The 19,312-nt window shown below is 35.4% G+C and carries 16 protein-coding genes and 1 other RNA gene; 1 reads left to right on the top strand and 16 read right to left on the bottom strand.

Translation table 11 applies throughout. From position 1 onward, the window contains the following. Window positions 1–141: 141 nt before the first annotated feature. From FNJ88_RS08545 to FNJ88_RS08535, 3 genes are read right to left on the bottom strand one after another with little or no spacing between them, the layout of a single operon-like run. Window positions 142–840: a carboxypeptidase-like regulatory domain-containing protein gene (locus FNJ88_RS08545; protein WP_185145795.1), complete on the bottom strand. Its 699-nt coding sequence runs from the start codon at window positions 838–840 to the stop codon at window positions 142–144. A 59-nt stretch (window positions 841–899) separates the two neighbouring features. After that, window positions 900–1,685 (bottom strand): carboxypeptidase regulatory-like domain-containing protein, encoded by a 786-nt coding sequence (locus tag FNJ88_RS08540; RefSeq protein WP_143852780.1) that lies wholly within the window; start codon window positions 1,683–1,685, stop codon window positions 900–902. Next, window positions 1,685–2,506, bottom strand: coding sequence for a hypothetical protein (locus tag FNJ88_RS08535; RefSeq protein WP_143852779.1), 822 nt, complete (start codon window positions 2,504–2,506; stop codon window positions 1,685–1,687). Before FNJ88_RS08535 ends, FNJ88_RS08540 begins: the two co-directional genes overlap by 1 nt. Before the next feature lie 563 nt (window positions 2,507–3,069). On the opposite strand from FNJ88_RS08535, the gene ssrA reads away from it, so the two are divergent. After that, window positions 3,070–3,468, top strand: a transfer-messenger RNA (tmRNA) gene (gene ssrA / locus FNJ88_RS08530). A gap of 260 nt (window positions 3,469–3,728) precedes the next feature. Here the strand turns inward: ssrA and FNJ88_RS08525 are convergent. From FNJ88_RS08525 to FNJ88_RS08465, 13 genes are all read right to left on the bottom strand, one after another. Then, window positions 3,729–4,316: a hypothetical protein gene (locus FNJ88_RS08525; RefSeq protein WP_143852778.1), complete on the bottom strand. Its 588-nt coding sequence runs from the start codon at window positions 4,314–4,316 to the stop codon at window positions 3,729–3,731. Window positions 4,317–4,401: 85 nt separating this feature from the next. Further along, window positions 4,402–5,751 carry a hypothetical protein gene (locus tag FNJ88_RS08520; protein WP_143852777.1) on the bottom strand — a complete coding sequence of 450 codons (1,350 nt, stop codon included), beginning with the start codon at window positions 5,749–5,751 and terminating at the stop codon, window positions 4,402–4,404. A 92-nt stretch (window positions 5,752–5,843) separates the two neighbouring features. Continuing rightward, window positions 5,844–6,248, bottom strand: coding sequence for a hypothetical protein (locus FNJ88_RS08515; protein ID WP_143852776.1), 405 nt, complete (start codon window positions 6,246–6,248; stop codon window positions 5,844–5,846). Between the two features lie 11 nt (window positions 6,249–6,259). Further along, on the bottom strand, window positions 6,260–6,538 hold the full coding sequence (locus FNJ88_RS08510; RefSeq protein WP_143852775.1) for a helix-turn-helix domain-containing protein: 279 nt from the start codon (window positions 6,536–6,538) through the stop codon (window positions 6,260–6,262). Window positions 6,539–6,635: 97 nt separating this feature from the next. Beyond that, window positions 6,636–7,427, bottom strand: a complete 792-nt coding sequence (locus FNJ88_RS08505; protein ID WP_143852774.1) for a hypothetical protein — start codon at window positions 7,425–7,427, stop codon at window positions 6,636–6,638. 56 nt (window positions 7,428–7,483) lie between these two features. Continuing rightward, window positions 7,484–8,812: a tyrosine-type recombinase/integrase gene (locus tag FNJ88_RS08500; RefSeq protein ID WP_143852773.1), complete on the bottom strand. Its 1,329-nt coding sequence runs from the start codon at window positions 8,810–8,812 to the stop codon at window positions 7,484–7,486. A 417-nt stretch (window positions 8,813–9,229) separates the two neighbouring features. After that, window positions 9,230–11,296, bottom strand: coding sequence for a heavy metal translocating P-type ATPase (locus tag FNJ88_RS08495; protein ID WP_143852772.1), 2,067 nt, complete (start codon window positions 11,294–11,296; stop codon window positions 9,230–9,232). Window positions 11,297–11,317: 21 nt separating this feature from the next. Then, complete coding sequence (locus FNJ88_RS08490; protein ID WP_143852771.1) at window positions 11,318–12,592, bottom strand: efflux RND transporter periplasmic adaptor subunit; 1,275 nt, start codon at window positions 12,590–12,592, stop codon at window positions 11,318–11,320. 6 nt (window positions 12,593–12,598) lie between these two features. Then, window positions 12,599–16,963: a CusA/CzcA family heavy metal efflux RND transporter gene (locus tag FNJ88_RS08485; protein ID WP_143852770.1), complete on the bottom strand. Its 4,365-nt coding sequence runs from the start codon at window positions 16,961–16,963 to the stop codon at window positions 12,599–12,601. Between the two features lie 140 nt (window positions 16,964–17,103). Further along, window positions 17,104–17,394 (bottom strand): DUF6660 family protein, encoded by a 291-nt coding sequence (locus FNJ88_RS08480; RefSeq protein ID WP_143852769.1) that lies wholly within the window; start codon window positions 17,392–17,394, stop codon window positions 17,104–17,106. 166 nt (window positions 17,395–17,560) lie between these two features. Next, window positions 17,561–18,046, bottom strand: a complete 486-nt coding sequence (locus FNJ88_RS08475) for a hypothetical protein (protein ID WP_143852768.1) — start codon at window positions 18,044–18,046, stop codon at window positions 17,561–17,563. A 1-nt stretch (window position 18,047) separates the two neighbouring features. Continuing rightward, complete coding sequence (locus FNJ88_RS08470) at window positions 18,048–18,995, bottom strand: relaxase/mobilization nuclease domain-containing protein (protein WP_143852767.1); 948 nt, start codon at window positions 18,993–18,995, stop codon at window positions 18,048–18,050. A 1-nt stretch (window position 18,996) separates the two neighbouring features. Then, a complete protein-coding gene (locus FNJ88_RS08465) occupies window positions 18,997–19,293 on the bottom strand; it encodes a plasmid mobilization protein (RefSeq protein WP_143852766.1) in 297 nt (98 codons plus the stop codon). Window positions 19,294–19,312 lie beyond the last annotated feature (19 nt).

The following is a 19,312-nucleotide window of genomic DNA, read 5'->3' as shown; positions in this document are numbered from 1 at the left end:
TTTTTTTGCGATTATTTATATTTAGTATTATATTTAACCCTAATCTTTCACCAACGAAGATAAAATCCCGGAATTACCATTTAGTGCAAATTAACATGGATGATATTTAATAACAGGTTGCTTCTACACTAAAAATCAATTTTACTTTTTCTTTGGAGACACAGAATTAGGCAGGTTTTTTCGGTAAGATTCTATTTTCAAATAGGCTTCTTTTGTAAAGCGTGAAAGGTCATATTGTGTGCATATTCCTCTAAAGAGAATTCTTTTTCGGGGAAAATTTCTGAATACATAATAAATGAAAGGTTGAATTTCTGATTTCGTGAGACGCAAATCATCGGTAAAAAAATCTTGGCCGATATTTTCAATAAGGAATTCCATAAAATCCACATCATCCCATTGATTTTTTATAGAACCGCCCGAGAACCCGGGTCCAACAGGTTGCACAAATTCACCTGGTTTTGGCGCTAAAACTTCTGGTGACGATTCTGAACGAATATATTCTGCGGTTTCTAATTTCATTTTAGCAACCAATTTTGTGTCACCATAATTTTTCTCGTCTTTTACTAAATCTCCTGTTGGTTGGTACGCAATGGTTACTTCTTCAATTTCTTGGATACTTCGAATAAGGATAACTTTAACAGCAACATTCAAATTCTGTTGATTTACGTTCGTAGAATTTCTTTCGAACCCTTTTCTAACAAATCGTAATTCCTCATTCGCAATTGCTTTAATGATAAATTCTCCATCGAAATTGGTGTATGTTTTCTCTTCTGTTTTCATATTAAATACCAACACGGCAGAAAGAGGATTCTGATCTTCATCAACGACGATTCCGGACACCTTTTGTGCAAAGAAATGGATGGAAAATAACAAAAATATTAAAAAAGCATAACGAGCCATTATGGTTTGGCTTTCATGGACATTTTATCAATATAAATAGGAAATGTTTCTTCTAAAAGGAAAAGTACTTTCGAGAGATTTTTAACTTCGATTCCTTTAGTGATCTCCGGTTGCACCCCAATTGAAAATTGTAAAAACTCCGAAATTTTTTCTTCAGGTATTCCCATTTTTATGAAATATTCATCAGGTATTCTTTCTCTTAACCAGGAAATATGATCCTGAAGATCTTCGTAACGATAAAGCGTACGCATTCTGCGGGCATCCCCAGAAATGTTTTTGTATAAATTATTAAAATTTAAATTACTCAATGCGTAACGTAGGACGCCTGCGCGCTCTATTGTAGGTGGTGGAGTTTCTCTGGGTTTTTCTGGTGGTCCGGGAACTCCTACTTCCCTTTGAAGCTGAGCCACTTTATCAAGCTTTGCTAAATTTCTGGTGTCTTTATCTAAATCTCCGGTCAGTCGTACCGCAGGAACTTTTACTTCTTCAATATTCTCCGCACTTCTGATGATAACGACTTTTAATTGATTACTAAGATCATATTGATTTACAATTCTTGAAGTTCTCTCGAAACCTGCCCGAATGAATCGTAACTCGTCACGCACATTTGCTTCAATACTAAATTCACCACTACTATTAGTATAAGACTTCTGCTCGGTTTTCATATTAAATACCATAGTCGCGCGAAGAAGGTTTCCTTCATCATCTGTAACGATACCCGAAACTTGCTGCCCAAATGAATTAAACGATAAACAAAATAAAAACAACACAACTATTCTACACATCAAGAATTCACTTTATGGGTTTTAAGATATTCTATCAAAGCAACTTTCAGCTCCGTTTCGATCGCCGATTTATTAAAGTTCCTAAAGTACTTTTTTGAAAGGGAATGAGTCTGGTCTGCATAGGCTAAAAATATATCAAAATCATATTCTGATATCCCATAACTTTTGAAATAACCCAAATTAACGACCTCTTTTACGCGGCGGTAAAAATCTTCAACTTCAGCATGATTCGGTGGTGTCGGCTTGTTTTTCTTACCTATAATTGCGCTTCCGATCAAGCCAAAAATGCCACCTGATCCGTCAGAACCAATAGTTAGCAGCGAAATCTGCCCATCACCTGGCTTTTTAATAACGAACATCGAGGGAATGTTATTTTGCGGCACCATTTCAGTTAAAGGTCCTCTCATATATTTATTCATTTCGGTATTCAGCTTCTCTTTCTTGGCTGAGGTTTTAAAGTATGCCAGATCTTTCTTTAAATTACCAGTCGGATTAAATGCAATGGTTACTTCTTCAATATCAAAAGGCAATTTACTAAGCGTAAGTTGCATTGGTTTGCTGTAACTATCTTCAGTAATTCTTAAGGTTAGCCTCTCAAATCCCGCTTTCACAATACGAAGCTCATCGCTCGGAATTACGGAAATAATAAAATCACCGGACTTATCAGTAACCACAATTTCTTCTGTGCGCGGATTGTAAATATAGGTTTGAGGAATATTGTCCTGAGCTTCATTCTTCACATTTCCTATCACGTATTTTTTCTGGCCAAAAAGAAAAGAAACTCCTAAAAGGAGTATAAGAGTAAGTAGTTTTGTTTTCATTCATTATAATTTTCGTAAAAATAAATCTGATAGGGGTTTAAATATCCATTTAATGTTTTATTGGGTAAAAGTTTAACCGTCTTTAACCCCTTTTATGATTTTTTTAGAAAAAGGGCATTTGTTTTTTGTTAAAATTCCCAAGATAGAGGTAATGAGGGAGGTTGATTTAAATGTAATCCCCGCAAACGCAATCCAAAAATGTATTAAGCAGTTAATGCCGGAAGGCTTTCTGCCCTAGCAAACGGTGATTAAAAGTACAACCCTGCAAAATAAATTCTATACATTTCATCAAAAATACTGAAGTAGTGGAATTAGGTTGATGAATTATTTCCTTTGGAATTTTTTGTAGTTGTATCAATAATGACTACAGATTTGCAGTAGAATATTTTTATTCTAGTGATGGAATTAACGTTGGGAAAATAAAAAAGATTTAACCGGAAATCCAGGACCAAGAAGGAATGGAGCGCGAGCAAGGCGAGCGCGCAATGATCATGTAAAGGATACACCCAAATGATTATAATTTTAGAACTATTTTTGCTTATCTTTGTAGTCTTACAAACATTGGGGTTGACTGGTTTCGACAGCAAGATCGATGGATAAGTAAGCATGCAGAGAACCGTAGCGCGATCTCTTAAATCCCTTGCTACAAACTTTTAACTGGCAACGAAGAGTTCGCTCTTGCAGCTTAATCTGAATAAAGTAGGATTCAAGCGCTCTCCCGAAGATAGTAAGGAGGCAAGATGTCTCACAAATGCTCCGTTCTGCGGCGTTTGATTCTGAGGCATAGCAATGCAGAAATAAGTCTCGAAAGACTTCGGTTCGAGATCGAAAACTAAAGAAGTTAAGTCGGTGATTGGGTGTCTGTTCTCTGTCTCCGGTCGAAAATCAATAGCAGAATAAGCATGTAGAAGCCTTATGTGTTGCTTGTTTGGACGAGGGTTCGAATCCCTCCAACTCCACTATTTTAAAAATAACTTATTGATTTTCAGTAAGTTATTTTTTATTTAGTCCATATTTAGTCCATAACTTATTTTTAACGTCTTTTTACTACTATTTATTGAAGTTATAACCTTTAAAAAGTTTGCAACATATTGCAGTATAATTGTAATAATTTGATACGGTCAGGAAACAAAAAAATGAACCGTTTAAGACTCATTTCTTTGCATACAATGTTCGTAATTACTAACTGTTAGAGTTTATAAGATTTTAGTTAATCGACCGTTTATAATCCAAACGATTTATAAAACTTTCTAAAATCTAAATTTTCAGATTCTTTTATTTTTTTACAAATACGGGAATAACGTTTTGTCATTTTACCAGCATAAAATTTTTTAAAACCTTTACTGTACACTTCACTATAAAGTTTATCGTCAAAATCACCCTTAAAAACTTTGCTCCATTCCCTCCATTTTTTAGACTCTATTTGACTTTGGTACATAATACCCGATAATGCAGAACGGTGTTTAAAATAACCGTGTATAAGGTGCAATTTTCTGCAAACCTTACCAGTATAAGGACAAACAAAAAACCATATTAAACCCACTCCCAAATTAGAGGGGCGTGTAATTAAATGTATTTGATAATTGATTTTTTCAGTATTGTTAAAGGTATAATCTAAAGTTAAGACCCCGTTTGTATCGTTCGTAACCGTACGTACTGAAATACTGTTTTTATTACCGTTGGAATGACTCCACGTAATAACGCCCGATCTAAAGTCATCAGGTTTTAAATAATCGTGTTTTGACAAAAACGAAATATCAATTTCTCTTAAGTCGTTTACCGTTGTTGGATATGTTGACCATCTACCCATAATATAAATGTAAATTATTGTAAGGTTTTTTTTAAAAAATGTAAGGTTTTGTAAGGTTTCAATTTTAAATTAATAACCTAAATTATTAAGGAATAAAACTAAACTGTAATTGGTGTTTAGGGTAATTTCTTTGCTCAAATCGTTGGCGGTTGTTCCGTTTATTATGTTCCACGTTCGTTTTTGTGTTTCTAATATTGTGCGCTATGTAATAAATTTGTTTTCGTAATTCCGAACCCCTTTTTTCTGCAGTCAGATATTTATCTTTTAACCGTTTATAAATATCGGGTTCATTTTCTAAATAATAAATCAAACCAGTTGAACACAAATATTTTGAAGTCTTTTTTTGCATAGAAATATTTAATCCAGTTACTAAACAAACCCTGTTATTTTCTGTAGTAATATTGGGACGTTTTACCCCTATATATGAATGGTTAATTTGTCTAAAGTTTACCGTTTTTTCAGGTGCTAAAATGTCGGTTAAAATGTCTAAACTTTTGGCGGTCAGTTGGTCTATCTTTTTGGAAATTATTTCGGAAATTTTACCTTTTAAATCTTGGGAATATTCCAACGTTAATTGGTTAAACCTTTTTTTATGATAATATTTATCTTTTCGATTTAACGATTTCCAAAAGTTAGGGTTTCGATAATCTTTAAAACTAATTTGGTTTATAGGTTTCATTTTATGAATTTGGGTTGTATAATCAAAAAAATAAACCTCGTTAAATTCCTCCAATAATAACTGTTTAAACTGTTCAAATATTTCACGTTTATAAAGGTCTGCAGTTGTTTTAATTCCCATTTTATTTAATACTTCCATCTTTAAAAATTTTATTTCAAACCTCAACGTATTATCTTTTAATTGGTCTTTAATTATTTGCGCTAAACTTTCCTTTTGGGTGCGTTCCTTTTGCGTTATGTTATTACCTTTCAATTCACGCTCTAAACCCCTTAAAACACGGTTGTTTTGGGCGGTCTTATTGTAAATTTTTATAATGTAGTTGTCCTTTTTAGACTGCATATAGTGAACGCCCGAAATTGGTTTATTAAATTCCGTTGTTCTATGAAATAAAAGGTTATCTAAAAACAAATTAGGGTTAAAATCAGTCTGAACGTTTACTCCTATTTCGACGTTTTCCAGTATGCACTCATCAGGGATTAAATTTATTTCGTTTCTTAAATCTAAAACCGATTTTTGGAAATTAATAGCGGTCAAATCATTTCCGTTAAAATCGTGACGGTTAAAGAATTTATGAATACTTCCAGTTATCATTGTACGACCCGAACCGAAACGTTTTATTTTAAAGTCGTAATAATTACCCGTTATATTTTCTTCAATTTCTCCCGTATTAAGATTAAAACCACTTTTAAAATCTATTAATGAAGTCGGTAAAATGTAACCTGTATTACTGTAGTTTATCTTTATAAAATCAATCATAAATAAGTATCTTTGTTTTAACAAATGGTTATCCAGTTGTTAGGTTTGAACGCCTAAAGGGAATGCAGTTTTTGCACTCCCTTTTTTTGGCTCTAAAAATTAGTGATTAGGTGTTTTACTAAACGGTTTCTGTATTCAGGGTTTCCCTTTGGATAGAACTGTTTGCAGACCCTTAAAACGACCGTTTCCCAGTCATCGGGTATGAATGCTACTATTAAGGATTTAACGTCATTAACAGGCAAATCTGAATAGTAAAAATTAGGTATTCCAGTTGGTCTTAATCCTGCTAAACTGCATTTAGTCCAGTTGGTTGCATTGCGAACCTTTAAAATGTTTTCCGCTCCAGTAATTGAATTAAAACCGTTGTTTTTTTCGGTGCGTACCAGTTCAGGCAAAAGGTTTGGTATTTCTGCAGACTCTATTTGATATTGTCTGAAAGTCTTTTTAACGTCGTTAAGTTTGTACGTTAATTTGTAGTTATCAGGAATGAACGTCATAGCAATAAAAATTAATCGTTAATAATCATTGCGTTTTCGATCTCATCTAAACGGTAATAAACCCGTGACCCTAATTTATAGGATTTTATGATTTTCCGTTTTCTGTATTCGTGTATGGTCGGTTTGGTAATACTGAACCGTTCGCAAATTTGATCTGCAGTATAGTATCGGTTTGGTTCGTTGTCTTTGAAAGACTTTTCGAGATCGTTTAGTAATGCGGTTTTAACTTTACTTACTAATTCGTTTAGAAAATTGTCAGGCGTTATGCCGACGAAATTAATTGTTTCCATTTTGTAATGTTTTAAATTGAACACTACAAAGGGAATCTAAGTAATTACTAAGTAATACTTATTTTTAATTGACTGAAATAAAAAAAAACAAACCTGTTTAGTTTGTTTTATCTTTTAATTTGAAAGTATTATAAATTTGCATTGCCTTATTTACGGTGTTCTCACTACTATAAGGACTATTTTTGTTTGAATGGTCGGAACGTGTAAGATAATTACAATATCCTGTTAAAGTTCCTTTGGTGTTATCTATTCCCGTAATCGCTCCAAGTATTTCTGCTAAATGAGTGGCGTTATCGTTAAAATTTAATTTTTGACGTAACAATTCGACAATTCCCAATTTATCTAAAACGATTAATTTTTCTTTTGGACTTAACTCATTTTTTCCTGAATATTCATTTTCGGGAATTTCAAAAATATTAGTTACTACAGTTCTATTCTCATTTAAACTCTTTTCGTTTACTTCAACTATTTTGTTTTTTAATAACCGCTCAAATTGATACAAACAAAAAAATTCAAAAGGATATAAGATTTTTTCCCAATCTATATTTGGAGGCATTTTATCAAAGTCCCACCCTGTTTTCTTTAATTTTTCTTTTGCTTCAAATTGTTTTTGAGTTAGTTCGATAGCACCTTTAAAACTTGGATAAACTGGAATTTCTTTATTTTTTTCTTCTAATTCTTTAATTTTCTTTTCCTTTTCATCCCATGAAAACTCAGATTCTTTTTCTTCTTTTTCCATAAAAAAATAAAACTCTAAATCTCTCAAAAGTAGTTTCAAAATTTCAATATCATAATTATTAGAATAATCCATTATGAATTTATGCATTTGAGAATCACCCATTTCACCCGAACGGATACTATCAAAAATTTCGTAAATTGGTTTTTGCATAATTGTAAGGTTTGAACGTTTAGACAAATTTAAAATATTTCTACAGTCTAAATAGATTAGTTTGCAGTTTTGGTTTCGGGCGTGGTTTCCGTTTCAATAGATTGTTGGGCGGTTCTCCAGTAGTTTAGAATTTCTTTTGATTGGTCGTTAAAATCCTTACCGATATAATTTAAAAACTCCTTTTCGGTTCTATGTCCCGTTACTGCCATTATTATAGGCGTGGGAACTTTAATATAATTGTGAGTTGCGAAACTTCGTCTGCAAACGTGGGAACTTATTATTTCACAAAGTGGATACTGCCCGTAAATATTCTTTTTTAGTTTTGCATCGTATTTTTTACCATAATCCAAACGGTTAATTTCTGCCTTTTTTGCAATGGTTCGTAAATGTTTATTAAAAATAGTTTTTGCACTTTCAATATTTGCGGAAAACAAGGGCGGAAATTGTCCGTTTCTTTTTTCGATTATCTTTTTAACTTCATCGTGTAAAGGTATTAGAACCCCGTTTTTCGTCTTTTGTTGGTGGAGGTTAATAAATGTATGTCCGTCAATTTCAAAAAACATTTTAGCCGTCATTTGTAGTAAATCGGACGCCCTTTGTCCTGTGTAAAAACCAATAATTAACCAGTCTTTAGCGGTTTCCAGTTGAGGTTCTAAAAAAGTTAATTTTTGAATGCCTTGTAATTCCTTTTCGGTAATGAAAATAGTAGGGGTTTCGGTCGTATAACCTTTAATTTGGTCAATATTTTTATTGACTTCAATATTTAGCGTTTTAGCGTGGTTTATAATCGTTTTAGGATATTTGATATAACGCCCGATTGTTCCCTTTGCAATACCTTGTTTTTCTAAATACTGCTCAAACTTATTAGAAATTGAAACGTCCCAGTCGGAAACTTTTAAACGTCGGTTTTGAATTTTGCAGAAATTTAAAATCTTTGTAATAATTGTCAATTGTTTTTTAGTGGTTGCATCTGCAATTTGTTTACCTCTATTTTTACGGAATGGCAAAACATCAGTTTTATAATACTCTAAATAATTATCTAAAAAATCTAATTGTTCTAATTTCCGCCCTCCAGTATAAAAGGCGGTTAAAATCTCGTCTAACCAAATACCGTTAATTATTTCGTTTTCGCTCCTTTTACGGTATTGGTCAAAAATAAAAGTTTCTATTTCAGACAGTTTTGTTTTAACGTTTTCAATATGTTTTAACGTCGTTTCGTTTGCGGACTGAATGTTTTTAAGTTTACTCTTTTTGATGTCCCAAAATTCGGGGTTTATGGATTCCCTTGTTTTTCTTTTAAGGTCAATAGATTGACCATCTCTAAAACGGGCGTAAATAGGTGCGTTTGGTTTATCTGACTGCAGAATAAATTTAATAGTTGCCATAATTGTAAGTTTGAACTATACAAATATACAACTTAGTCCATATTTAGTCCATCTTTAGTCAATAAATATTTAATCTATCTTAACTCATCTTACTTTTAGCATTTAAAAAAACCACTATAAATACTATTAATCAGTAACTTATATAATATTAAGTAAATTAATAGTAGCGGTTGAATTAAAAGGAAATAAGGTATTATAGTCCCTCCAACTCCACAGAATACCCTGTAATCAATTGATTTACAGGGTCTTTTATTTTTGGGTGCTAATTTAGGTGCTAATGAATAGTCTGTGATAATTAGTTTTACTATTTTTTTTTAAAGTTATTGGAAACGACTTCGCGATTTATCGAATAAAATCTCAAAGTATTTGCAAATATTACCTAGGTTTTATCAATAAATTTTAGCGGAAATAATTTATTTAAAACTTCATTCGTTGAATTCTAACCGCATTTAAAATTGCCAAAAGCGCTACTCCAACATCCGCAAAAACGGCTTCCCACATGGTCGCTAAACCACCTGCTCCCAAAATTAAAACAATTCCTTTTACCACAAAAGCCAAAGTGATATTCTGCCAAACAATTTTCTTCGTTTGCTTCCCGATATTGATGGCCATTGGGATTTTACTTGGCATATCATCCTGAATCACCACATCTGCAGTTTCCACCGTGGCATCACTTCCAAGTCCACCCATGGCAATTCCGACATCACTTAGAGCAACAACTGGCGCATCATTCACACCATCTCCTACAAACGCCACACTCTGATTCGTTGCCTTTATTTCCTGAAGTTTAGTTACTTTATCTTCCGGTAATAAATCACCAAAAGCATTTTCAATGCCCAATTCCTTCGCTACGAACTGAACAACGGCATTTTTATCACCGCTCAACATCGTCGGTTTTATACCCAGGGATTTCAGTTTTTCGATGGTCAGTTTCGCGTCCTGTTTGATGCTGTCGGCAACTGTGAGATAACCTACAAATTTTTTGTCGTAGGCAATAGCAATGAGCGTGTAAACAATTTTGCTCACCTCAGCATCATAAGAAATATTAAATTTGTCCATCAACTTAAAATTACCCACTAGTAATTCTTTGCCTGAAACCGTGGCTTTCAAACCGTGACCTGCAATTTCTTCCACATTTTCTAACTGGATATTGGTATTAACCTCTCCCACAAATTCGTGAATCGCCGTGGCAACAGGATGCGTACTTTTGCTTTCTAGCGCATTGACCATTTCTAAAATTTCTGCCTGATCAAAATCTTTATTAAAAATAACTTCCTGAACTTTGAAAACACCTTCCGTCATGGTTCCGGTTTTATCCATCACCACATTTTGAATATTGGCAATAACATCTAAAAAATTGCTGCCTTTAAATAAAATTCCATTTTTACTCGCAGCTCCAATTCCGCCGAAATAACCCAGTGGGATACTGATCACCAAAGCGCACGGACAGGAAATTACGAGAAATACCAAGGCACGATATAACCAATCGGCAAAATCATAATTGGCCACAAAAAAGTAAGGTACAAAGGTGATCGCAATGGCAAGGTAAACCACGATAGGAGTGTAAATCTTTGCAAATTTTCGGATGAATAATTCCGTGGGCGCCTTCTGAGCCGTGGCATTCTGAACCAATTCCAATATTTTACTTAGTTTGCTATCCGTGTAAGCAGTGGTCACTTTTACTTGGGAAACGGTGTTCAAATTGATCATTCCAGCCAAAACAGTTTCTCCCTTAGACTTCGTGTCTGGTTTACTTTCGCCGGTTAGAGCTGCAGTGTTAAAGGATGACTTTTCAGAAAGCAATTCGCCATCCAGACCTAATTTTTCTCCAGGTTTTAATTGAATAATATCATTGATCTCTGCTTTTTCAGCCTTGATGATTTCCGGAATATTATTTCTGAGGACTGTGACTTCATCGGGTCTTTGATCCAGCAGACTTTTAATATTGGCTTTCGCTCTGGAAACAGCCAAGGTTTGAAAAACTTCACCGACAGAATAAAATAACATTACGGCTACACCTTCTGGATATTCGCCAATTCCAAAAGCTCCGACCGTGGCAATTCCCATTAAGAAAAACTCCGAGAAGAAAGCGCCTTGCCTGATGCTTCCGAATGCCTCTTTCAATACTGGTAATCCGACCGGAAGATAGGCGACAATGTACCAAGCGATTCGCACCCAACCTGTAAACCAGTCAGGTTTTAAAAGATGATCAAAATACAATGCAATAAGAAGCAACGATAAAGAGATGATACTGGGCAGAAAAAGTTTAAAAGTACTGCCTTCCATATTGGTATGGTCGTGATCGTCGTCTGCTCCGTGATCGTGACCCGCGTGAGAATCATCTGCTGGCGTTGCGTTGAAACTTTTTCGGAGAGCTTTCTCTGGCTTTAAAATTTCTTCTGCACCTGCTTCGGTATATATTTTCTCTTCTTCGCTGCAACAAGTTTGTTTTCCCTGCGCGTCATAAGTATGTTGATGTTTCATATAATTTTTTTAAAGTAAGTTTTAGTGATCGTGACCGCCGCCACCAACTAGTTTAGCATTGATGAAAAAAGCACCTTTTGTAACAATTTGGGTATCTTCCGGAATTTCTTTTACGAAAGTAACAGCCGTGTAGCCCATATTACTTACGCCTTTTGCAACCTCGATCCGTTCAAAATTAATACCATGTTTTTCTTCTTCGGCGTGTGCTTTTTCTTCACTTGCAGATTTTGGCGCAGCGCCCTCTTCTTCTACATGTCCTGCGGGTTCTTTTTTGGTCACCACAAAAATATAATCTTTACCATCTGCACTTACAAGCGCTCCGTTTGGTACTGCTGGCGCGGTAACATCACTGAGACTCACAATCCCGGTGATATTCATTCCATCAATTAACCCTTCTTTATTACCCGTTACTTTACAGTGAATTGCAATCGTTTTACTGTCATTTTCAAAGGAAGAACCTATGCTAAAAACGCGCGCATCATATTCTATGGCAGGATTATTTGTCAAAGTGAAGTGGATGATCTGCCCGACTTTTAATTTAGGTAGATCTTTTTCAAAAACCTGCAGATCCAAATGCAGAGAACTGTTATCAACAATTTCTGCAATAGGCGAAGAAACATCAACGTAACTCCCGATCTTTGCAAAAACATCGCTGACTACGCCACTTAGCGGACTGGTTACGACCAACTGCGATCTCAGATTTCCGTTCGAAACAGCATTCACATTAATTCCCATCAATCGAATTTGCTGTTGCAAAGACGCTCTGCGCGTGGAAAGCGTTCTTAACTCCGCTGTTGCATTTTGTAAATTTTTTAGCGCTCCGGCATTTCCGGCGTACAATTCTCGCTGTCGTCTCTCCTCTTGCTGTGCGAATCTAATTCGATCCAGAGTGGTTAAATAATCCTCCTGCAGTTGGATGAACTGAGGATTTTCGATGGTTGCAATAACCTGCCCTTTTTTCACATAAGAGCCAATTTGTACTCTGAGTGTTTTGATTACTCCGCCGTACAAAGACGTCGCATTTGCTTTGCTGTTATTGGGCACACTTAAATTTCCATTGGCTTTAATAGTGGCGGTAAGTTCTTTCTGTTCCACTTTGCCTACTTCAATTCCGACACTTTGCATTTGCTCTTCGGTGAGTGAAACTATATTTTCTGCTTCTTCCTCGTGAACTTCGGCTTCTTTCGAAACGGTTTCCTTTTCTTTAGTTTTTTCCTGCTTACTGCATTGGGTCACAAACAGAAACGAACTTAGAAAAAGGAAAGAGAATAGTGATTTTTTTATATTGAATTCCATATCGAATTATTGATTGATTATTGAATTGATATTTATGACAGATTGATTAATTTGCTGAATACTTTTTAGGTAGTTGAGCTGCAAATCAGTGGCGGTTTGCAAAGCATATAAATATTCCACATACGAAATTTCACCTGTACGATAACCCAGTTGTGCGGCAAAAACGATGTCTTTCGCGTTCGGTAAAGCCTGATCTAAATAATATCGATATTGTTGAACATCTTGCCCGTACTGTTGTAACGCATTTTGAAGTTGCGCATTGAGTTCCAGTTTCTCCTGGTCAGCCTTGGCTTCTAGCGCTTTTTTAGTGAGGTCAAAGGAATTTATTTTTGCTTTTGAAGCGGTAAATATGGGAATTGAAACTCCAATTAAAACGGAATGGAACCTTCTTTCTGAACCGTAAAACACATCTCTTCCACCAACATCAAAATTTCCAATTAGGGATTGATTCGTATATCCAAGTGTTAAATCCGGTAAGTTTTGCGCTTTCTGAATTTCTTTATTTTGTTCGGCGATAAGCGCTTCCTGATATAAAGCCTTCACCGCAGGATGATTAGCGATGGCAGTCTCATCCATTAAAGCACTTGCTAATAAAGGCTGAAAATTTTCTTCTTCTTTAATTTTAAAAGAATCTTCTGTATTTAAAAGTGCTTTTAAACTTTGATACGCACTGTTGAGATAGACTTCGTTTTGTTTCAGCAACAAATAAATTTCTCCTTTTTTAACTTCTGCGGTGCTGATCTCCACCTTTTTAATGTCGCCGACTTTAAACCTTAATTTAGCAATTCGTATAAAATCAATATATAAGCTATCGAGGTAAGCCAACTGCTTCTGATTATTTTCCAAATACTGAATCTGGTAAAAGTAGGTCCGAACCCGATTTTTTAATTCAAGTTCCGAGAGTTCAATCTGCAATTCTTTGCCTCTCACTTCTGATTTTAAAAGTTCCTTTCTCGCTCCAAATAAAGTAGGCCAGGGAATCGTCTGTGAAATCTGGAAAGACTGATCAAATTTTTCACTGCTGTATTGCCCCACCTGCGCATTGAACTCCAGCTTCGGAATTTCTCCGGCCGTTTTCATTAAGCTTTGCGAAGATTTTAATTCTAAATTCTTCGATTTGATGGTTCCGTTATTTTGCACGGCGATTTCCAGCGCTTCGTCAATTCCAAGAATTTTGATTTCCTGCGCATTCAGGGTAAAGCCAATCGAGGAAAGAAACAAAACGATGATTGTCGTTATAGATTTCATTTTAAGTCTTTTTCGAAAATTAAATTTTGAATTGAAGATAATGTAAAGCAAAGGCAACACGAAAAGAGTTAGGAAGGTTGCTGTGATTAATCCTCCGATCACCACGGTCGCCAAAGGTTTTTGAACTTCCGCGCCGGCGCCTTGTGATAAAGCCATGGGTAGAAATCCTACACTCGCAACCGTTGCAGTCATTAAAACCGGTCTTAATCTTTCTTTTGTTCCTTGAATTACCCGCTGAAACAGATCGGTCACGCCGTCTTTTTCCAATTGATTAAAAGTTCCAATGAGGACGATTCCATTTAAAACTGCCACTCCAAATAAAGCGATAAATCCTACGCCAGCACTAATGCTGAAAGGCATATCCCGCAAAAGCAAGGCAAACACGCCACCGATGGCACTCATCGGAATGGCAGTGAAAATTAAACTGGCCTGCTTCACCGAATTAAAAGTGAAATAAAGCAAGGCAAAAATAAGTAAAAGCGATAAAGGCACGGCGATCAAAAGCCGCTGCGTCGCTTTTTCGAGATTTTCAAATTGTCCGCCATAAGTGAAATAATATCCCGTGGGCAATTGTATTTTCTCCTCCAGTTTTTTCTGAATTTCCTTAACCACACTTTGAACATCTCTATCGGTGACATTAAAACCTACATATATTCTTCTCTTGCCGGCTTCGCGACTGATCTGAGTGGGTCCTAATTTATATTCTATGGTGGCAACCTGCGACAATGGAATTTGATTTCCCGTATTGGTGGGAATCATCAAATTACTGACGTCGTCAATATCTGTTCTGTGAAGACTGTCCAATCGTACGACCAGATCAAACCGTCTTTCATTTTCAAAAACCTGCCCAGCAACTTTTCCCGCAAAAGCAGTACTCAGTACACTATTCACCTCTTCCACATTGATTCCATAATTGGCAAGGCGCGTTCTGTCGTACTCCACATTTATTTCCGGTAAACCCTGAACCTGTTCCACTTGTGGCTGGCTCGTGCCTTCAACTGTTTGTAAGACTTGACTCACTTTATTGGCATAAATAGAAAGACTGTCCAGATTTTCACCGAAGATCTTCACGGCTACATCCTGTCTGATACCGGTCATCAATTCATTAAAACGCATTTGGATCGGCTGATTGGTTTCAAAAAAAATACCCGGAATGACTTCTAATTTTTCATACATTTCTGATGAAAGTTCGTCATAACTTTTCTTAGTTTTCCACTCTTTTTGAGGTTTAAGAACGATGATCAGATCACTGGCTTCCGGCGGCATAGGATCGGTAGGAACTTCAGCAGACCCTGTTTTGGCCACAACCATTTTTACTTCATCAAAACCTTTAATTATTTTTGAAGCTTGTGAGGCGGTTTCTACACTTTGACTCAAAGAACTTCCCTGCGGTAAAATACAGTGAAAAGCAAAATCTCCTTCCTGCAACTGCGGGATAAATTCGCCACCCATATTTTTAAATAAGAGTAAACTTACCGCAAATAATGCGACCGTTCCGCCAACCAGCCAGTATTTAATTTTAATGGCTTTCTCCAAAAGCGGTTGGTAAACCCCTTGCAAATAAGTCATCATTTTATCCGAAAAATTCTTCTTTTGTGAACCTTTCTTCGATAAAAATAAGGCACACATCATCGGAATATAAGTCATTGATAAAATTAAAGCACCTAATATGGCAAATCCCACGGTCTTTGCCATCGGCGTAAACATTTTGCCTTCTACACCGACTAAAGTAAGGATCGGAATATAAACGATTAAGATAATAACTTCTCCAAACGCTGCACTGTTTCTAATTTTCGATGCAGACTGAAAAACTTCTCGATCCATGTCTTTCTGGGTGAGCGTGTGCATCGATTTCCGTAGACCCAAATGGTGAACGGTTGCCTCCACGATGATAACGGCTCCATCGACGATCAATCCAAAATCAATGGCGCCCAAACTCATTAAATTCGCGCTGACCCCAAAGACATTCATCATTCCCAAGGCAAATAGCAAGGATAAAGGAATCGCCGAAGCCACGATCAAGCCTGCCCTAAAATTCCCTAGAAATAAAACCAAAACGAAAATAACGATCAGGGCACCTTCAATTAAATTGGTTTCCACTGTAGTCATAGCGCGGTCTACCAATTCTGTACGATCCAAATAAGATTCAATAATTACATCATCCGGTAAAGAATTTTGGATCACCGGGATCTTTTCTTTGATGCGTTTTACGACTTCATTGCTGTTCTCGCCTTTCAACATCATCACCACGCCACCAACAGCATCCACTTCACCATTGTAGGTCATTGCTCCATATCTTAAAGCACTGCCAAAACGAACTTCGGCAACATCTTTAATAAAAATAGGAACATTTCCAGTGGCATTTTTTACGCTGATGTTTTCGACATCCTCTAAAGAAGTGACTAGTCCAATTCCTCTAATAAAATAGGCGTTGGGTTTTTTGTCAATATAAGCGCCACCCGTATTTTCATTGTTTTTTTCCAGCGCCGTGAAAATATCTGAAATGCTGACTCCCATTGCTTTCAAACGGTCTGGATTTACAGCGACTTCATATTGTTTAAGTTCACCCCCAAAACTGTTGACTTCTGCAATTCCTTTGGTGCCATTAAGTTGTCGGGCAACAATCCAGTCCTGCATGGTTCGCAGATCGCTGGCGTTGTATTTATTTTCGCTGCCTTTTTTCGGGTGTAAAATGTACTGATACACTTCACCCAGACCTGTGCTTACGGGCGCTAATTCAGGCGTACCGATTCCTGCGGGAATATTTCGTTCTGCTTCTTTTAATTTTTCATTGATGAGTTGCCGGGCGAAGTAAACATCAACCTTTTCATCAAAGACGACGGTAATAACCGACAAGCCGAAGCGCGAAATACTGCGGATTTCTTCCACATCCGGAATATTGGCGATACTCTGTTCGATGGGAAAAGTGACGAGTTGTTCTACCTCTTGTCCGGCTAAGGTGGGAGACACGGTAATAATCTGAACCTGATTATTGGTAATATCGGGGACGGCATCGATAGGCAGTTTGGTAGCGCTCCAAACGCCCCAAATAATAAGAAACAAAGTCATTACCCCAATAACAAGTTTGTTCTGTATGCTGAAATTTATAATACGATTTAACACTTTACATTCAATTAAAGATGAATAAAAATTGAGTTGAGACCTAACTGAAGAAACAGAAAGGTTGGCTGATATAGAACCATCAACAAGTAGACATTACGCTTCGCGCAGCATCGAAATTGACGAAGATCAGATGAGAAGTATTATGCAGTAATTTGGGGCGGATGCCAGACGTTACCCGAGTAAACAGAAATAAAGGAAAGTTTACGTAAAATGAATTTTTGTTCAGGTAAAATTTTAATTGCAGGAATTGTAAGATAAGAGGCGTGAGATTTTGAGATCACCGGCGTAGTGCAGCAGTTACAGACACAGAACGAACTGCAGAAATCTGCAGTGTCCGTAGGATGATCGTGCGAGGCTGAGAAGGTGGTCGTTTCTTTATTGATCTCTCCAGAATTAAAAGCATCACTGCAAGGCACTATTGAAAGCGCCAAGAGATAAAAGCTAAAAATTAGAGTGAAAAATTTCATTGGGGTGCAAGATAGTAAGAATTTTTTTTAGATTGATATTTTTTATACACAAAAAATTCCAACAAATAATTAAACGTAGAATTGGAGTTGCTTTAAAATAGTAAGTTTCTGGATTGGTGTTCTAGACGTTTTACTTTCTTTTACTCTCAAGCCAATTTTCATATTTTTCAGTCAAATTCTTTTCTTTTAAATATTCATTACGTCGAAGGGCTTCTTTTGAATAGAATTTCACTTCCTTTTCAGCATCTTTTTTTTCGTGATATTGATTTATTCCATAAGAAAGAAATGAGGCACACAAAAACAAAAGAATAGTCAAAGCACCATAAAAGTAAAATTGATATTTGTTTTCTTTTTTAGAAACATTTTTCATAGTGGAAATCTGTTTTTCAAATATATTTAGTAATTCACTCCTGTGATCCTTAAACATTTTATCATTTTCTACAACAACTTTACCGAGTGGTTCATATTCTATTTTAAGATGTGTATTTTTTATCTGTTCCAATTTCTTATCAAGTGTGGAAATTATTTTTTCATTCAAATCGAATTTCTTAATCGCTATATCAAGTTTCGCATTGAATAGTTCCATCAAATCTTGTGATTTTAATTTTTGTGCCATATTATCTTCTAAATGTTTTTTTACGTTTTCTCTTTAATTCATCTTCGGTGTGATCTACAATATATTGACTTGGAGTAAAAATATTTTGGGAGATAAAACTGTTATTCTTTTTTTCAGCATTACTCCAATCTTTTTCAATTTTTTGAAAGTTATCTTGATTCAATTTTTGCATTGTGTTATTTATATTGAAATTCCCGTCCTTAAAAAACAATCCCGAATCCAGTAGGTTTTTCAATCCCATATTTCGGTGAATTTCACTTGCTTTCATTTCGGTCTGATTTTCCATATCTCTTACTCGAAAGCCTTGCATTTCGCCTTGTTTGTTGATTGTTGGAATAAATTTTATATTTTTTTTCAGCATTTCTGCCAAATATTTTTCCATTGTCATTGGTTTAGAATCCATCACCTTCAAATGTTTTTGATAGATTTCTTTTCTTAAATTTTTAGAATCAGATTTGATGTCTTCTGATGCTTTTATTTTATCAATTCTAATTTGTTTCGCGGAAATCAATCCATTTTTTTCTGCAATTCTGTGAGCAGACCATTGCGCTTTTTTCCCAATATGATGATCCTGGAATAATTTCCCATTTTCATCTACTCTATTTAAAAGAATGTGAATATGTCGATGAAGTTTTTCTGTATGTAAAAATGCGATGAATTGAGATTTTTCGACATCTATTTCTAACTCTTTCAAAAATTCACTTGTGATATTTTCAAGATCCTTTTTACTTAAATTTTTACCGTCATTTACATGAGGAGAAAGAACCAAGGAAATGAGTTTATTGGTTGCTTTTTGATTCAAATTCTGTAAGATTTTCATTTCTTGAAAAAGTTCAACTGGTGTTTCGCCACAAAGATTATTTCGCAATAATTCCATTCCTTTTTCGTCATCAAAAACATAATTAAAAAGTGAAAAACCACCGATACAAGATTTTGCTTTTCCGATCATTTTACTTCAATTTTTCCATATGTTTTCTTATTAATCTGGAAGTTTCAAGGGTTTCATTTTTCATTCCTGTAACATCTCCAAGCTTAAATAAATTCGAAATTCGTCGAAAATTATCGGCAAATTTTGAGAGGTTTTTGTAGCATTCAATTTCATCATCTGTCAATTTATTTTTGAGTTCTAAACCCAAAGAAAGTCTGCGCAAAAATTCTGAAATAGAAAGACCAGTTTTTGTGATTTTGTTTTTGATAATTTGATGTTCAAGAGGCGAAACCCTGAACCTAAATTCTTTATTTTTCATATTTAATTTGTTTGTTTTT

It is taken from the genome of Chryseobacterium sp. SNU WT5 (assembly GCF_007362475.1).
Lineage (GTDB): Bacteria > Bacteroidota > Bacteroidia > Flavobacteriales > Weeksellaceae > Kaistella.
The sequence above is the reverse complement of the archived record's forward strand: the minus strand, read 5'-3'. Positions and strand labels throughout refer to the sequence as shown.

What these genes read in the sequence shown, in the direction of transcription:
- FNJ88_RS08540 (WP_143852780.1), bottom strand. Translation starts at nt 1,685, where the DNA reads ATGTGTAGAATAGTTGTGTTGTTTTTATTTTGTTTATCGTTTAATTCA.
- FNJ88_RS08535 (WP_143852779.1), bottom strand. Translation starts at nt 2,506, where the DNA reads ATGAAAACAAAACTACTTACTCTTATACTCCTTTTAGGAGTTTCTTTT.
- FNJ88_RS08525 (WP_143852778.1), bottom strand. Translation starts at nt 4,316, where the DNA reads ATGGGTAGATGGTCAACATATCCAACAACGGTAAACGACTTAAGAGAA.
- FNJ88_RS08520 (WP_143852777.1), bottom strand. Translation starts at nt 5,751, where the DNA reads ATGATTGATTTTATAAAGATAAACTACAGTAATACAGGTTACATTTTA.
- FNJ88_RS08515 (WP_143852776.1), bottom strand. Translation starts at nt 6,248, where the DNA reads ATGACGTTCATTCCTGATAACTACAAATTAACGTACAAACTTAACGAC.
- FNJ88_RS08510 (WP_143852775.1), bottom strand. Translation starts at nt 6,538, where the DNA reads ATGGAAACAATTAATTTCGTCGGCATAACGCCTGACAATTTTCTAAAC.
- FNJ88_RS08505 (WP_143852774.1), bottom strand. Translation starts at nt 7,427, where the DNA reads ATGCAAAAACCAATTTACGAAATTTTTGATAGTATCCGTTCGGGTGAA.
- FNJ88_RS08500 (WP_143852773.1), bottom strand. Translation starts at nt 8,812, where the DNA reads ATGGCAACTATTAAATTTATTCTGCAGTCAGATAAACCAAACGCACCT.
- FNJ88_RS08495 (WP_143852772.1), bottom strand. Translation starts at nt 11,296, where the DNA reads ATGAAACATCAACATACTTATGACGCGCAGGGAAAACAAACTTGTTGC.
- FNJ88_RS08490 (WP_143852771.1), bottom strand. Translation starts at nt 12,592, where the DNA reads ATGGAATTCAATATAAAAAAATCACTATTCTCTTTCCTTTTTCTAAGT.
- FNJ88_RS08475 (WP_143852768.1), bottom strand. Translation starts at nt 18,046, where the DNA reads ATGGCACAAAAATTAAAATCACAAGATTTGATGGAACTATTCAATGCG.
- FNJ88_RS08470 (WP_143852767.1), bottom strand. Translation starts at nt 18,995, where the DNA reads ATGATCGGAAAAGCAAAATCTTGTATCGGTGGTTTTTCACTTTTTAAT.
- FNJ88_RS08465 (WP_143852766.1), bottom strand. Translation starts at nt 19,293, where the DNA reads ATGAAAAATAAAGAATTTAGGTTCAGGGTTTCGCCTCTTGAACATCAA.